The 14,499-nt window shown below is 72.8% G+C and carries 14 protein-coding genes; 11 read left to right on the top strand and 3 right to left on the bottom strand.

Annotated features, from left to right (window positions below; genetic code table 11):
* Nucleotides 1–4 precede the first annotated feature (4 nt).
* The 6 genes from pyrF to Dvina_RS42070 all read left to right on the top strand — a co-directional run bounded on the left by pyrF (nt 5) and on the right by Dvina_RS42070 (nt 6,458).
* Nucleotides 5–811: an orotidine-5'-phosphate decarboxylase gene (gene pyrF, locus Dvina_RS42095; RefSeq protein WP_246656656.1), complete on the top strand. Its 807-nt coding sequence runs from the start codon at nt 5–7 to the stop codon at nt 809–811.
* A 119-nt stretch (nt 812–930) separates the two neighbouring features.
* Entirely contained in the window at nt 931–1,251 is a 321-nt protein-coding gene (mihF, locus tag Dvina_RS42090; RefSeq protein WP_190253177.1) for an integration host factor, actinobacterial type, read from the top strand.
* A gap of 184 nt (nt 1,252–1,435) precedes the next feature.
* Nucleotides 1,436–1,705 (top strand): DNA-directed RNA polymerase subunit omega, encoded by a 270-nt coding sequence (gene rpoZ / locus Dvina_RS42085; protein WP_223095917.1) that lies wholly within the window; start codon nt 1,436–1,438, stop codon nt 1,703–1,705.
* Nucleotides 1,706–1,709: 4 nt separating this feature from the next.
* The gene (gene coaBC / locus Dvina_RS42080) at nt 1,710–2,933 is read left to right on the top strand and encodes a bifunctional phosphopantothenoylcysteine decarboxylase/phosphopantothenate--cysteine ligase CoaBC (RefSeq protein WP_223095915.1); all 1,224 of its coding nucleotides are present in this window, start codon (nt 1,710–1,712) and stop codon (nt 2,931–2,933) included.
* Nucleotides 2,934–3,061: 128 nt separating this feature from the next.
* Nucleotides 3,062–4,255, top strand: coding sequence for a methionine adenosyltransferase (metK, locus tag Dvina_RS42075; protein WP_223095913.1), 1,194 nt, complete (start codon nt 3,062–3,064; stop codon nt 4,253–4,255).
* A gap of 298 nt (nt 4,256–4,553) precedes the next feature.
* Entirely contained in the window at nt 4,554–6,458 is a 1,905-nt protein-coding gene (locus Dvina_RS42070) for a primosomal protein N' (RefSeq protein WP_223095911.1), read from the top strand.
* Here the strand turns inward: Dvina_RS42070 and Dvina_RS42065 are convergent.
* Together Dvina_RS42065 and Dvina_RS42060 are read right to left on the bottom strand one after the other, a co-directional pair.
* Nucleotides 6,399–6,989 (bottom strand): P-loop nucleotide/nucleoside kinase family protein, encoded by a 591-nt coding sequence (locus Dvina_RS42065; protein ID WP_223095907.1) that lies wholly within the window; start codon nt 6,987–6,989, stop codon nt 6,399–6,401. The genes Dvina_RS42070 and Dvina_RS42065 overlap by 60 nt on opposite strands.
* 319 nt (nt 6,990–7,308) lie before the next feature.
* On the bottom strand, nt 7,309–9,033 hold the full coding sequence (locus Dvina_RS42060) for an ABC transporter ATP-binding protein (RefSeq protein WP_246655673.1): 1,725 nt from the start codon (nt 9,031–9,033) through the stop codon (nt 7,309–7,311).
* A 64-nt stretch (nt 9,034–9,097) separates the two neighbouring features.
* Between Dvina_RS42060 and def the strand changes: the two genes are divergently transcribed.
* The 3 genes from def to Dvina_RS42045 are packed head-to-tail and all read left to right on the top strand — an operon-like array spanning nt 9,098 to nt 12,035.
* A complete protein-coding gene (def, locus tag Dvina_RS42055; protein ID WP_223095905.1) occupies nt 9,098–9,646 on the top strand; it encodes a peptide deformylase in 549 nt (182 codons plus the stop codon).
* Nucleotides 9,643–10,590 (top strand): methionyl-tRNA formyltransferase, encoded by a 948-nt coding sequence (gene fmt / locus Dvina_RS42050; protein ID WP_223095903.1) that lies wholly within the window; start codon nt 9,643–9,645, stop codon nt 10,588–10,590. The genes def and fmt overlap by 4 nt, the downstream gene beginning before the upstream one ends.
* The gene (locus Dvina_RS42045; RefSeq protein ID WP_223095901.1) at nt 10,545–12,035 is read left to right on the top strand and encodes an RsmB/NOP family class I SAM-dependent RNA methyltransferase; all 1,491 of its coding nucleotides are present in this window, start codon (nt 10,545–10,547) and stop codon (nt 12,033–12,035) included. Before fmt ends, Dvina_RS42045 begins: the two co-directional genes overlap by 46 nt.
* Here Dvina_RS42045 and Dvina_RS42040 read toward each other — a convergent pair.
* On the bottom strand, nt 12,032–12,577 hold the full coding sequence (locus Dvina_RS42040) for a hemerythrin domain-containing protein (RefSeq protein ID WP_223095899.1): 546 nt from the start codon (nt 12,575–12,577) through the stop codon (nt 12,032–12,034). The genes Dvina_RS42045 and Dvina_RS42040 overlap by 4 nt on opposite strands.
* 155 nt (nt 12,578–12,732) lie before the next feature.
* Between Dvina_RS42040 and rpe the strand changes: the two genes are divergently transcribed.
* Nucleotides 12,733–13,392, top strand: a complete 660-nt coding sequence (rpe, locus tag Dvina_RS42035; RefSeq protein WP_223095897.1) for a ribulose-phosphate 3-epimerase — start codon at nt 12,733–12,735, stop codon at nt 13,390–13,392.
* A gap of 36 nt (nt 13,393–13,428) precedes the next feature.
* The gene (locus Dvina_RS42030; protein ID WP_246655671.1) at nt 13,429–14,379 is read left to right on the top strand and encodes a GGDEF domain-containing response regulator; all 951 of its coding nucleotides are present in this window, start codon (nt 13,429–13,431) and stop codon (nt 14,377–14,379) included.
* Nucleotides 14,380–14,499 lie beyond the last annotated feature (120 nt).

Genomic DNA, 14,499 nt, shown 5'->3' with positions numbered 1-14,499 from the left:
CGCCATGGACTCCCTGGGGCCGCTGTGCGTCGGGATCGATCCGCACCCCTCCCTCCTGGCCTCCTGGGGCCTCTCGGACGATGTCAAGGGCCTGGAAGCGTTCAGTCGGACGGTCGGTGAGGCCCTGGCCGGACGGGTTGCGGCGATCAAGCCCCAGTCCGCCTTTTTTGAGCGTTTCGGCTCCAGGGGCATAGCCGTGCTTGAGTCGGTTATCCGACAGTTGAGGGGCTCCGGAAGTCTTGTAATTCTCGACGTCAAGCGGGGTGACATCGGTTCCACGGCGGCTGCGTACGCCGACGCGTACCTCGATCCGGCCTCCCCGCTCTGCGCCGACGCGGTCACCGTGAGTCCCTACCTGGGCTTCGGGGCGCTTCGCCCGTTTGTCGGGAAAGCCCGCGAAAACGGCCTCGGGGCGTTCGTGCTCGCCCTCACCTCGAATCCCGAGGGTGCGGCCGTCCAGCGGGCCGTCGCGGCCGACGGGCGGACCGTCGCGCAGACCATCATCGACGAGATTTCCCAGGTCAATGCGGGTGTGAGCCCCATGGGGGACGTCGGCGTGGTGGTCGGGGCGACGGTCGGCCCGACCGGTCACAGGCTGATCGATCTCAATGGACCGATCCTCGCGCCGGGTCTCGGGGCGCAGGGCGGGAAGGCCGAGGATCTGCGCGCCGTATTCGGGAACGCGCTCGATCTCGTTCTGCCCTCGTGGTCCCGTGAGGTCCTCTCGGCGGGTCCGGATCAGGCCGCGTTGCGGGCCGCGGCGGAGCGCGCGCGTGATTCCTGTGCGTCCGCAATTGCGGTCACTGCGTGATCACCGAATCTTCACAAGGCGTCGATCTTGTCTTCTGACGTTGCCGAAATGGCTTCTGACCGCTAGTTTTCCCGGCGCTAGACCATCAACACTTTTTTCAAGGGACCTGAGGAGACCTGGTGCCGCTCCCGTCACTGAGCCCGGAACAGCGCGCTGCCGCTTTGGAAAAGGCGGCTGAGATCCGTAAGGCTCGCGCTGAGCTGAAGGAGCAACTCAAGCAGGGCAAGACGACGCTTGCCGCCGTGATCGACCGTGCGGAGTCCGACGATGTCGTCGGTAAGCTCAAGGTGTCGGCCGTGCTCCAGGCGATGCCCGGCATCGGCAAGATCCGGGCAACGCAGATCATGGAGAAGCTGAAGATCGCCGAGAGCCGCCGCCTGCGCGGCCTCGGTGACCAGCAGCGGAAGGCCCTGCTCGGGGAGTTCGCCGGCGGCAAGTGACGCCCCGGCGGTCCCCCCGGACCGGTTGCACACGCACGACCTCGACGCGCCCGGACATCCGTCCGGGCGCGTCGGCATGTTCGCGATGCGGTGGTATAACCGCAGGTCTGGTAAGGTTGACCGGTTCGCGAGCCGTTCCGACGCTCGCCAAGCTATCCACTCCGAAAGTTTTGAGGTTGTTTTCGTGGCCGGAACCGTGGCAGACCCGCAGGGGATCACCAACCCGCCGATCGACGAGCTGCTCGAGAAGACGACGTCGAAGTACGCCCTGGTGATCTTCGCGGCGAAGCGTGCCCGCCAGGTCAATGCCTACTACAGCCAGCTGGGCGAGGGTCTCCTCGAGTACGTGGGCCCGCTTGTCGAGACCACGCCGCAGGAGAAGCCGCTCTCCATCGCCCTGCGCGAGATCAACAGCGGGCTGCTGACCGCCGAGCGCATCGAAGAAGTCGCCTGATCGCATGTCTGACCAGCGCGCCGGGGAACGGCCTCGGGTCGTCCTCGGCGTCGCCGGCGGCATCGCCGCCTACAAGGCCTGTGAGCTGCTGCGGCTGCTGACCGAGTCCGGTCACCGCGTGCGGGTCGCCCCTACCGCCGCCGCGCTCACGTTCGTCGGCGAGGCCACCTGGGCCGCCCTGTCCGGCCAGCCGGTCAGCACCGACGTCTGGACCGGCGCCCACGAGGTGCCGCACGTCCGCCTCGGCCGCGAGGCCGACCTCGTCGTCATCGCCCCGGCCACGGCCGACCTGCTCGCCAAGGCCGCGCACGGCCTGGCCGACGACCTGCTCACCAACACGCTGCTCACCGCCCGGTGCCCGGTGCTCTACGCCCCGGCCATGCACACGGAGATGTGGGAGCACCCCGCGACCCAGGCCAACGTGGCCACGCTGCGGGCCCGCGGCGCGGTGGTCCTCGAGCCTGCGGTCGGCCGCCTGACCGGCGCCGACACCGGCAAGGGGCGGCTGCCCGAGCCCGCCGAGATCTTCGCCGCCGCGACCCGGCTGCTCGCCCGCGGACGCACCTCCCCGGACATGGCGGGGCGGCACGTCGTCGTGACCGCCGGCGGGACGCGCGAGCCCATCGACCCGGTGCGCTTCATCGGCAACCGATCGTCGGGCAAGCAGGGATACGCGCTGGCCCGGGCCGCCGTGGCCCGTGGCGCCCGGGTCACGCTCATCGCGGCGAACGTCACACTGGCCGACCCGGCCGGGGTCGACGTGGTGCGGGTCGAGACCACTGAGCAGCTGCGCGTCGCCGTCGTCACCGCCGCCAAGGCGGCCGACGCCGTGGTCATGGCGGCCGCTCCGGCCGACTTCCGCCCGGCCAGCCTCTCCGCGACCAAAATCAAGAAGGTCGACGGCGCGGCGCCCGTGCTGGAGCTGGTCACCAACCCCGACATCGCCGCCGAGCTCGGCGCGGCCAAGCCCGAGGGGCAGGTGCTCGTCGCGTTCGCGGCCGAGACCGCCGGCCTCGACCGCGCGCTCGCGGCCGGCCAGGAGAAGCTGCTGCGCAAGCGGGCCGATCTGATCGTGGTGAACGAGGTCGGGGTCGACAAGACGTTCGGGGCCGAGCACAACCAGGCCGTCATCCTCGGCGCCGACGGCACCCGTGACGACCTGCCGGAGCTGCCCAAAGACGATCTGGCGGATAGGATTTGGGATCGCGTGATCGCCCGTTTTGCCTGATCGATGACGTGCCGGGCGCGACGAGGCGCCCAGAAACCCGCCGGACCGTCGACCGCCGCTTTAGAGCAAGGTCGTACACTCTGGCGAAACTCATCCTGTCGTCCGCCGCATCCCCCTGAGGAGCACCATTGGCACGCCGCCTGTTCACGTCAGAGTCGGTCACTGAAGGCCACCCCGACAAGATCGCCGATCAGATCAGTGACGGCGTTCTCGATGCGCTTCTCACCCAGGACGCGCGCAGCCGCGTGGCCGTCGAGACGCTCATCACCACTGGCCAGGTGCACGTCGCCGGCGAGGTGACCACCAGCGCCTACGCCGACATCGCCAAGATCGTCCGCGAGACGATCCTGGGCATCGGCTACGACTCGTCCAAGAAGGGCTTCGACGGCGCCTCGTGCGGCGTGAGCGTGTCGATCGGCGCGCAGTCGCCGGACATCGCCCAGGGTGTCGACTCGGCGATCGAGGTGCGCGAGGGCGCCGGCGGTGACTCGCTCGACCTGCAGGGCGCCGGCGACCAGGGCATGATGTTCGGCTTCGCGTGCAGCGAGACGCCTGAGCTCATGCCGCTGCCGATCGCCCTGGCCCACCGCCTGGCCCGGCGGCTCTCCGCGGTGCGCAAGGACGGCACGATCCCCTACCTGCGCCCGGACGGCAAGACCCAGGTCACCATCGAGTACGACGGGCTCAAGCCGGTCCGCCTGCACACCGTGGTGGTGTCCAGCCAGCACGCCCCCGACATCTCGCTCGACTCGCTGCTCACCCCGGACGTGCGCGAGCACGTCATCGCCCCCGAGCTGGAGGGCCTGGGCCTGGACACCGAGGGCTACCGGCTGCTGGTCAACCCGACCGGCCGCTTCGAGATCGGCGGCCCGATGGGCGACGCCGGCCTGACCGGCCGCAAGATCATCGTCGACACCTACGGCGGCTACGCCCGCCACGGCGGCGGTGCGTTCTCCGGCAAGGACCCGTCGAAGGTCGACCGCTCGGCCGCCTACGCGACGCGCTGGGTGGCCAAGAACGTCGTCGCCGCCGGCCTGGCCGAGCGCTGCGAGGTGCAGGTCGCCTACGCGATCGGCAAGGCCCACCCGGTGTCGCTGTTCGTCGAGACCTTCGGCACCGAGGTCGTGCCGGTCGAGCGGATCGAGAAGGCCATCAACGAGGTCTTCGACCTGCGCCCGGCCGCCATCATCCGCGACCTCGACCTGCTCAAGCCGGTCTACCAGCAGACGGCGGCCTACGGTCACTTCGGCCGCGAACTGCCCGGCTTCACGTGGGAGCAGGCCTCCCGCACGGCCGAGCTCAAGTCCGCCGCCGGCGCCTGACGCATTTTCGAAACGTTTTCTGACGTTGGCCGATCAGCCCGGATCCCGGATTGATCGGCCTTCGTCATTTCCGCCACCTGGCGGCAATCCACCCGAGTCTATTCATTCACCTTCACGCCCAGAAGTCGTGCGCTCAACCGATCGATCCGAGCCTATTGAACCGGGACTCTTCCCGGAGTCGGCACTAAAGCCGCGCGCCGCCGCCGAGCGCATTGCCGGAAATGCCGGCGGCAAGGCCCGCGCGGCCCGCAAGGCGGCCCCGCCGAAACGCGCCACCGACGATTTGCCGATCGCCCGCGTGTGCGTCGACAGCCCGCTGCCGCATCTCGACCGCCCCTTCGACTACCTGGTGCCGATCGACGCCGCCGACAGCGCCCGGCCCGGCACACGCGTCAAGGTCCGCTTCTCCGGCCAGCTCGTCGACGGCTTTGTCCTGGAGCGGGCGGCCGGCAGCGAGCACGAGGGCCGGCTCTCGTTCCTGGACCGGGTGATCTCACCCGAGCGCGTCCTCACGCCCGAGGTCGCCCGGCTGGCCCGCGAGGTCGCCGACCGCTACGCCGGCACCCTCTCCGACGTGCTGCGCCTGGCCATCCCGCCGCGCCAGGCGAAGGTCGAGTCGGCCCCCCCGGCCGAGCCGCCACCGCCGTTCACCGGGGCCGTCGCGGGAGAGCCCTGGTCGCGCTACACCGCCGGCGCCGCGCTGCTGCGCGCGCTCGCCGACGACCGCGCCCCGCGCGCCGTCTGGACCGCCCTGCCCGGCGAGGACTGGCCGGCCCGGCTGGCCGAGGCGGCCGCGACAACCCTCGCCGCCGGCCGCGGGGCCCTGATCGTGGTGGCCGACGCCCGCGACCTCGACCGGCTGGACGCCGCACTGCTGGCGGTCCTGGGCGGCCCCGGCCACCACGTCGCCCTGTCGGCCGCAATCGGGCCGGCCGAGCGCTATCGCCGCTTCCTGGCCGTCGCCCGCGGGAGCGCCCGCATCGTGATCGGCACCCGCGCGGCCGCGTTCGCCCCGGTCGCCGGCCTCGGCCTCGTCGCCATCTGGGACGACGGCGACGACCTGCACAGCGACCAGCGGGCACCGTATCCGCACGCCCGCCAGGTGCTGCTCGCCCGGGCCGAGCAGGAGCGCTGCGCGGCGATCGTCGGGGGGTTCGGACGTACCGCCGAAGCCCAGCAGCTTGTCGAAACGGGCTGGGCCATCGACGTCAGCGCGGCCCGGGACGAGCTGCGCCGCCTGATGCCCCGGGTCCTCACCGTCGGCGAGCACGAGCGCGCCCGTGACCCGCAGGCGGCCGCGGCCCGGCTCCCCACTATCGCGTGGCGAGCGGCCCGCGAGGCGTTGAGCGGCGGCGCCCCGGTGCTGATCCAGGTCCCGCGGCGCGGTTACCTGCCGGCCGTCTCCTGCGCCGACTGCTTCACGCCGGCCCGGTGTGTGGTGTGTTCGGGCCCGCTGGCCCTCCCGGCCGCCGACGGTGTGCCGTTCTGCCGCTGGTGCGGGCGGCCCGCGGCGGACCACGCCTGCCCCGAGTGCGGCAGCCGGCGGCTGCGGGCGGCCGTCATCGGGGCCCGCCGGACCGCGGAGGAGCTGGCCCGCGCCTTCCCGGACACGCCCGTGCGCACCTCGGGCCGCGACGGCATCCTCACGTCAGTGCCGCACGAGGCCATGCTCGTCGTCTCCACGCCCGGCGCCGAACCGCTCGCCGACGGCGGCTTCGGTGCGGTGCTGCTGCTTGACGCGTGGGCGTTCCTGACCCGGGCCGACCTGCGGGGCACCGAGGAGGCGCTGCGCCGGTGGTTCGCCGCCGCCGCGCTCGCGCGCCCGGGCGCGCCGGTCGTCGTGGTCGCCGACGGGGGGCTGGTGGCGGTGCAGGCGCTGCTGCGCTTCGACCCGGCCTGGCTCGCCGCCCGCGAACTGGCGGAGCGCCGCGAGCTCGGCTTCCCGCCGGCCGCGCGGATGGCCGCGCTGACCGGGCCGCCGGCGGCCGTGGCCGAGCTGCTGGCGCTGGCCGAGCTGCCCCCGGGCGCCGAGGTGCTCGGCCCGGTCCCGGCGGCCGAGGGTCAGGAGCGGATGCTGGTGCGCACCACGCGCTCGGCCGGCAAGGCGCTCGCGCTGGCGCTGAAGGCGGCGGCCGGGGCCCGCTCAGTCCGGAAGGCCGCCGATCCGGTCAAGATTCAGGTGGATCCGCTCGATCTGCTGTAGCAGCGGCGGCGCGCCGGCCCGGTTGTCGACCTCGACGTGCGGCACGGCCGGTGCGCGGCCGGGCGGGATCGCGGCCAGGAACTCCGGCCAGCGGGCCAGCTTCTGCCCGTCGCGGTGCGAGCCGCGCTCCAGCAGCCGCTGCCGCAGGGTCTGCGGGTCGGAGCGGACCCAGACGAGCGTCACGGGGTCGCCACCCAGCGCCGAGACGAACGCGGCCCAGCGCACCGGGTCGCGGATCTGGCCGGTGAACGGCCCCGAGAGCAGGACCGGGCAGCCGTGGCCGCGGATCTCCCGGGCGGTCGCGGCCAGCCCGGCGTACTCGTGCACCTTGATGTTCGCGTCGTACCAGGGCCCCTCGCGCTCGCCGGCCGGGCGCCCGGCCGCCTCCAGCGTGGCCGCCACGAAGTCGCCGTAGACGGTGTCCTTGTCCAGCAGCGCCGGAGTGGGGGAGAGCAGCCGCAGCAGCAGGTTGGCCACCGTCGACTTGCCGGCCCCGGGCGGCCCGGCCACCACCCACGCGGGCGCGCTCATGCCGGCGCCTCCGCAGGCTCCGGCGCCGCCGCCGAACTGTGCTGATGGTGAGCGGCCAACTCGCTTCGCTCCTTACCGACGGCGCCTCCGCAGGCTCCGGCACCGCCACCACACTGTGCTGCTTGGTGAGCGGCCAACTCGCTTCGCTCATTACCGCTCACGGCGCCTCCGCAGGCTCCGGCGCCGGCGCCGAACTGTGCTGCTTGGTGAGCGGCCAACTCGCTTCGCTCGTTACCGCTCACGGCGCCTCCGCAGGCTCCGGCGCCGGCGCCGAACTGTGCTGCTTGGTGAGCGGCCAACTCGCTTCGCTCGTTACCGCTCACGGCGCCACGAGGAGCTGGTTGGTGGCGAGCTCGCGGTAGAGCGGGCTGATCTCCAGGAGCTCCTCGTGCCGGCCCACCGCGGCGACCCGGCCGCCGTCCATCACCACGATCTGGTCCGCGTCGACCACCGTCGAGAGGCGGTGCGCGACAACGATCATCGTCCGGTCGCGGGCCACCATGTCGATCGCCTCGCGCAGGGCCACCTCGTTGCGCGCGTCGAGGTTCGACGTCGGCTCGTCCAGCAGCAGGATCGGGGGCGCCGCCAGCAGGGTCCGGGCGATGGCCAGCCGCTGCCGCTCACCGCCCGACAGCAGCACGCCGCCCTCGCCCACCTGGGCGTCGAGCCCCTCCGGGGTGCGGCTGACGATCTCCGTCAGGTTCACCGCCGCGAGGACCTGCAGCATCTGCGCCTCGGTCGCCGCCGGCACGGTCAGGCGCAGATTCTCCCGCAGCGTGCCGGCCAGCACCGGTGCCTCCTGCTCGACGTAGCCGAGCTGGGCCCGCAGCACCTGCCGGGGCAGCTCGCGCACGTCGGCCCCGGCCACCCGGATCGTGCCCGCGGTGACGTCGTAGAAGCGCTCGACCAGCTGCAGCAGCGTCGACTTGCCGGCACCGGACGGGCCGACCAGGGCGGTGCGGGTGCCGTAGGCGACAGTGAATGAGACGTCGGTCACGATCGGGCTCCGGTCGTAGCCGAATGTGACGCGCTCGAACACCACCGCCGCCGGCGTGCTCGCGGGCGTCGCGGTGCCGGCGTCGGCCTCGAGGGGTACCGCCAGGATGTCCTCCATCCGCTGCAGCGCCCCGAGCCCGGTCTGGAGCTGGGTGTACGCGTGCAGGGCCTGCCCCAGCGGCATGACCAGGAAGAACAGGTAAAGGACGAAGGCCACCAGGTCGCCGACGGAGATCGTGCCGGCCGCCACCCGCGCCCCGCCGACGCCGAGCAGCAGCAGGAAGGCACCCTGGATCGCCGCGATGCTGGCCGGCCCGATCATCGCCTGGAGCCGGGCGATGCGGACGCCGGCCCGGTACGCCTCCTCGGCACTCGACTCGACGGTCGCGATCTCGCGGTCCTCGGCGTTGCTGGCCCGGATGGTCCGGGCAGCCGACAGCGCCCGCTCGACAGCGCTCGTCATCTCACCGATGCGGGCCTGGGCCTCCTCCGAGGCGGGCCGAACCCGCCGGGAGAAGACGAGGGCGATCGAGAGCCCCAGCGCGAGCCCGAGCGCGGCGGTGAGGAACAGCACCCAGTCGAGCAGCAGCATCGCCACCGTCGCCCCGACCACCATGACCGCCCCGGTGACGGTCTCGAACAGCCCGGACGTGACGACGGCCCGCAGCAGCGTGGTGTCGGCCCCGACCCGCGAGAGCAGGTCACCGGTCCGCCGCCTGTCGTATTCGCTGATCGGCAGCCGCAGCAGGTGCCGGGTCAGCCGCCGCCGCGAGCCGAGGACGAGGCCTTCGGCGGTGCGCTGGAGCAGGTAGTCCCGGACCGCGTTGAGCACGGCGACCGCCGCCAGCACGATGACCAGCAGGGCGACGGTGCCGGCGATCTTCTGCGACGCCTGCAGCCCGTCGAGGACCTGCCGGGTGAGCAGCGGCTGGGCGAGCGTGGTGACCGCGCCGAAGAGGGAGAGGACACCGACGAGGGCGAGGGTGGCCCGGTGATCGCGGAGGTAGGGCAGTAGTGACCGCAGAGAGACGCGAGGCGTTTCGGACACGCTCCAACGCTAGCTTAGACTTTGAGCTGCCGATTTCAGCCGATCTTCCTTGCCGAGGTGCCGCTTGACCGTCCAGTCCGTCCGTCTGTTCGGCGATCCGGTGTTGCGCACCGCTGCCGACCCGGTTGTCGACTTCGACAAGGAGCTGCGCAAGCTGGTCGGGGATCTGCTGGAGACCATGCACCAGCAGAACGGGACCGGGCTGGCGGCGCCGCAGATCGGCGTCGGGCTGCGGGTGTTCACGTTCGACGTCGACGACGTGGTCGGGCACCTGGTGAACCCGGTGCTCGAGTTCCCCGACGAGGAGGAGCAGGACGGCCCCGAGGGGTGCCTGTCGATCCCCGGGGTCTACGTCGACACGAAACGCCGGCAGAACGTCATCGCCAAGGGGTTCGATCAGCACGGCGAGGCGATCCAGATCGTCGGGACCGGGCTGATGGCCCGGTGCGCCCAGCACGAGACGGATCACCTCGACGGGGTCCTGTTCGTGGACCGGCTCGACTCCGAGCGGCGCAAGCAGGCGATGAAGGAGATCCGGGCGGCGGAGTGGTACAACCCCGAGACGCCGCCGGTGGTCAAGGCGAGCCCGCACGGCCTGTTCGGCATCCGGTGAGGCTCGTCTTCGCGGGGACGCCGGCCGTGGCGCTGCCCGCCCTCGATGCCATCGCCGCCTCCGAGCACGAGCTCGTGGCGGTCGTCACCCGCCCCGATGCCCCCGCGGGGCGGGGCCGGCAGCTGGTGCCGTCGCCGGTCAGCGCCTGGGCGCAGGAGCGCGGGATTCCCGTGCTGACGCCGGCGAAGCCGCGCGAGCCGGAGTTCCAGGAGCGGCTGCGGGCGCTGGAGCCGGACTGCGCGCCGGTGGTGGCGTACGGGGCGCTGGTCCCGCGTCCGGCGCTCGACATCCCGCGGTTCGGCTGGGTCAACCTGCACTTCTCGCTGCTGCCGGCCTGGCGCGGGGCGGCACCGGTGCAGCATTCGGTGCTGCACGGCGACGAGATCACCGGGGCGAGCGTGTTCCTGCTCGAGGAGGGCCTGGACACGGGCCCCGTGTTCGGGACGCTCACCGAGCCCATCGGGCCGCGCGACACCTCCGGCGACCTGCTCGACCGGCTGTCCACGGCGGGCGCGGAGCTGCTCGTGCGGGTCCTGGACGGGATCGCGAGCGGGGCGCTGACGGCGGTACCGCAGCCGAAGGAAGGCATATCGACAGCTCCGAAGCTCACGGTCGAGGACGCCCAGGTGCGCTGGTCCGATCCCGCGTTCGCGGTCGACCGGCGGGTCCGCGCGTGCACGCCGGCGCCGGGGCCGTGGACGACGTTCCGCGGTGAGCGGCTCAAGCTGGGGCCGGTCACGCCGCTGACCGCGGCGACGGTGATCACCGGTGGGCCGCCCGCGCCGGGGCCGGGTGCGGTCGTCGTGGAGCGCAACCGGGTGCTCGTCGGGACGGGTACCGTGCCTGTCGTGCTCGGCACCGTGACCGCGCCCGGTAAGAAGGCCATGCCGGCCGATGCATGGGCGCGCGGAGCCCGGGTCGAGTCCGGGGAGCTCGTCTCTTGACCCGCCCGATACCGCGGCGCGGCCCGGGACAGCGGCCGGCCGGTGGGCGCGACGATCGGCTCAACCGGCCCCCACGCGGCGGGCGGCCCGCCATCGACCCGGCCCGCGAGGCCGCGTACGAGGCGGTCGCGGCCGTGCACCGCGACGACGCCTACGCCAACCTGGTGCTCCCCGGCCTGCTGCGGGAAACCGGGGTGACGGGGCGCGACGCGGCGTTCGCGACGGAGCTGACGTACGGCTCGCTGCGCCAGACCGGCACCCTCGACGCGATCATCGCCGCCGCGGCCGACCGCGCGGTCGAGCGCATCGACCCGCCGGTCCGCGACGCGCTGCGCATCGGCGCCTACCAGCTGCTGCACATGCGCGTCGGCGCCCACGCCGCCGTGGCCACCACCGTCGACCTGGTCCGCTCGCTGGTGCCGGGCGCGGCCGGGTTCGCCAACGCGGTCCTGCGCCGGGTGGCCGAGTCCGACCGGGCAGCGTGGCTGGAGCGGCTCGCCCCGGCCGACCCGGTGGCCCGGGCCGCGCTTGTCCACGCCCACCCGGCGTGGGTGGTGAACGCGTTCGCCGACGCCCTTGGCTCGCTCGACGAGGCCGAACTGGCGCTCGACGCGGACAACCTCCCACCGCCGGTGCATCTCTGCGCCCGCCCCGGCCTGATCGGCCGCGACGACCTGGCCGCATCCCTGCGGGGGGCCACCGCGGGCCGCTACTCGCCGTTCGCGGTGGTCCTGGCCGGCGGTGGCGACCCGGCCGCGATCCCGGCGATCCGCGACGGCCGCGCGCACGTCCAGGACGAGGGCAGCCAGCTTGTCGCAGAAGTGCTCGCGCAGGCCGCCATCACCGGCCCCGACGAGCGCTGGCTGGATCTCTGCGCCGGCCCCGGCGGCAAGGCCGGGCTGCTCGGCGCGCTGGCGGCGCAGCGCGGCGCCCACCTCACGGCCGTCGAGGTGACCCACCACCGGGCGGCGCTCGTGGCCAAGGCCACCGACGGGCTGCCGGTGTACACGATCAACGCCGACGGCCGCGACGTCGGCAAGGACCCCGACCTGCCCGAGGGCGTCTTCGACCGGGTCCTGGTCGACGCGCCCTGCACGGGTCTGGGCGCCCTGCGCCGTCGCCCCGAGGCCCGCTGGCGCCGGCAGCCGTCGGATCTACCGCCGCTGACGAAGCTGCAGCGCGAGCTGCTCCAGGCGGCGTTCCGCGCGGTCCGCCCGGGCGGCGTCGTGGCCTACGTCACGTGCTCGCCGCACCAGGCGGAGACGGAGGTCTCGGTGACGGAGGCGGCCCGCCGCTCGTCGATCGAGGTCGACCTCGTCGACGCCCGGCCGTATCTGCCGCCGTCGCTGCCCGAGACGGGGACGGGCCCGACGGTGCAGCTGTGGCCGCACCGCCACGGGACCGACGCCATGTTCATCGCGCTGCTGCGGCGCGGTCCGGGCTAGCCCAGAGCGTCGTGGTGCAGCGGGTCGCGCTGGTGGGGCGGCCTCGCGTCGGGGATGAGGGCGGCGACCTTCTCGCGAGCGCCGCAGCCCGCGGCGATGAGCCGGTCGCGCTCGGCGGTCCAGGCGACGCCGAGGGCCGCGCGGGTGGCCGGGTCGAGCTGGAGCCGGGCGTCGTTGAGCAGCGTCCGCTCCTCCTCGTCGAGGTGGTGGGCGAGGGAGTTGGCCAGCTTGCCCACGGCCCGGTCGAACGCGGGCGCCAGCACGTCCTCGACGTCGAGCAGCGCGAGCAGCCTGCGGTGGCCGTCGACGTGCTCGTCGGCGCCGTGCGCGACGTGGTCGCCGCCGCCCGCGAGCTCGCGGACCTTGGGGTACACCTGCGACTCCTCGGCCTGCGCGTGCCCGACGAGCAGGTGGGCCAGCTCGGTGCGGGCCTGCCGGCGGCGGGTCCGCACCGCCTCGGCGTCGGTGTCGCGGGCCCGCAGCACGCGCAGGAGGGACTCGAACCGCACGTGATCGGCGACGATCGCCTCGACGACATCCATGGCCGACATTCTGGCAGCCGTGGACGGCGCCCAGGCCGCAACTCCCCGGTGATCTTCCGTGTAGCCGGTGCGGCCCGGGACCGCGGGGTGCTGCCGGCCCGTGCGAAGCGGAGCTACGCGGCCTGCGGCCCGGCGATTGCCGCTACCATCACGCTGTGCCGGACAACGTGCTGATTGCGCCCTCGATCCTCGCCGCGGACTTCGCCCGGCTCGCCGACTCGGCCCGGGCCGTCGAAGGGGCCGCGGACTGGCTGCACGTGGACGTCATGGACTACCACTTCGTGCCCAACCTGACGATCGGGCTGCCGGTGGTGCAGAGCCTGCGCAAGGCGACGACGCTCCCGTTCGACTGCCACCTCATGATCGCGGACCCGGCCCGGTGGGCGACCGGCTACGCCGAGGCCGGGGCCTACAACGTGACGTTCCACGCCGAGGCCGCCGCGGACCCCGCCGCCATCGCGAAGGATCTGCGCTCGGCCGGGAGCCGGGCCGGGCTGGCCATCGATCGCGACACGCCGGTGGAGGGGTACCTCGAGCTGCTGCCCCACTTCGACCTGCTGCTCATCATGACCATCAAGGCCGGCTTCGGCGGCCAGGCGTTCCTGCCCGAGCTGCTGGACAAGGTCCGCACCGCCCGTCGCCACATTGACACCGGTCACCTGGAATTGCGCATTGAAGTCGACGGCGGTGTGGCCGAAGATACGATCGCGGCCTGTGCCGAGGCCGGGGCCGACACGTTCGTCGCCGGCACCGCGGTGTACGGCGCGGACGACCCGGCCGCGGCCGTACGCAAGCTCCGGGCTCTGGCGTCGTAGGTTTTTTCCGGCTCTTCGGACTCTTCGGACGGGACTGTGGTGGGCGAACGCGACCTGATCCTGGTGGTCGACGACGACAACGACATCGCCCGGTTCATCAAGGTGAACCTCGACCTGGAAGGGTTCGAGGTGATGGTGGCCAACGACGGTGCCACCGCGCTCGCCATGATCCAGGAGTACAAGCCCGCGCTGGCCGTCGTCGACTGGATGATGCCGCAGCTCGACGGCCTGGAGCTGACCCGCCGCCTGCGGGCCGACCCGATGACCGCCTCGATGCCGGTCATCCTGCTCACCGCCCGCGGCCAGACCGCGGACAAGGTCATCGGCCTGCAGGCCGGCGCCGACGACTACCTGGTCAAGCCGTTCGACACGATGGAGCTGGTCTGGCGGGTGCGCTCCACGCTGCGCCGCAACCAGGAGAACCGCGAGGTCTCCCCGCTCACCGGCCTCCCCGGCAACACCCGCATCCTGCGCGAGATCACCGACCGGGCCCGGGCCGGCACCGACTTCGCCGTGTCCCACGTCGACATCGACCGCTTCAAGCCGGTCAACGATGTCTACGGCTTCCAGCGCGGCGACGAGTTCATCATCGCCCTGGCCCGCGCCCTGCACCGGGCCGTTGTCGACGTCGGCCTGCCCCCGGCCTTCCTGGGCCACATCGGCGGCGACGACTTCCTCCTGGTCTGCGCCCCGGAGCAGCTGAAGGACCTCACCACCAACGCCATTCTCGCCTACAGCGCGGCCGCGGACGCCCTCTACGACCCGATCGACGCCGAGCGCGGCTACATCGAGGTCGTCTCCCGCACCGGCGAGGTCCAGCACCCCAACCTGGTGACCCTCTCGATCGGCGTGGCCGTGGTGACCCAGGACAGCGGCTTCGCCGACCCGCGCGAGATCATTGCCATCGCCACGGAGATGAAGAAGGTCGCGAAGAAGCACAACGGCAACTACGTGGCCGTCGACCGCCGCAGCACCGTCGACCTCTAGACGCCCGGTGCCGTCGGGGCCGGCGGCGCCCGGCCCGTCACGGCGGCGGCGGTTGCCAGCGGGGTGCAACTTCGGGGGAATCGAAGATTTGTGGCGGCTTGATTACTGAGAGTGGCGACG

It is taken from the genome of Dactylosporangium vinaceum, assembly GCF_019904175.1.
GTDB lineage: Bacteria > Actinomycetota > Actinomycetes > Mycobacteriales > Micromonosporaceae > Dactylosporangium > Dactylosporangium vinaceum.
The sequence above is the reverse complement of the archived record's forward strand: the minus strand, read 5'-3'. Positions and strand labels throughout refer to the sequence as shown.

Coding starts and splice junctions, on each gene's coding strand:
- Dvina_RS42045 (WP_223095901.1), top strand. CDS start 10,545: ATGGGCGCGCGGAGCCCGGGTCGAGTCCGGGGAGCTCGTCTCTTGACC.
- Dvina_RS42040 (WP_223095899.1), bottom strand. CDS start 12,577: ATGGATGTCGTCGAGGCGATCGTCGCCGATCACGTGCGGTTCGAGTCC.
- pyrF (WP_246656656.1), top strand. CDS start 5: ATGGACTCCCTGGGGCCGCTGTGCGTCGGGATCGATCCGCACCCCTCC.
- Dvina_RS42065 (WP_223095907.1), bottom strand. CDS start 6,989: ATGAGCGCGCCCGCGTGGGTGGTGGCCGGGCCGCCCGGGGCCGGCAAG.
- coaBC (WP_223095915.1), top strand. CDS start 1,710: ATGTCTGACCAGCGCGCCGGGGAACGGCCTCGGGTCGTCCTCGGCGTC.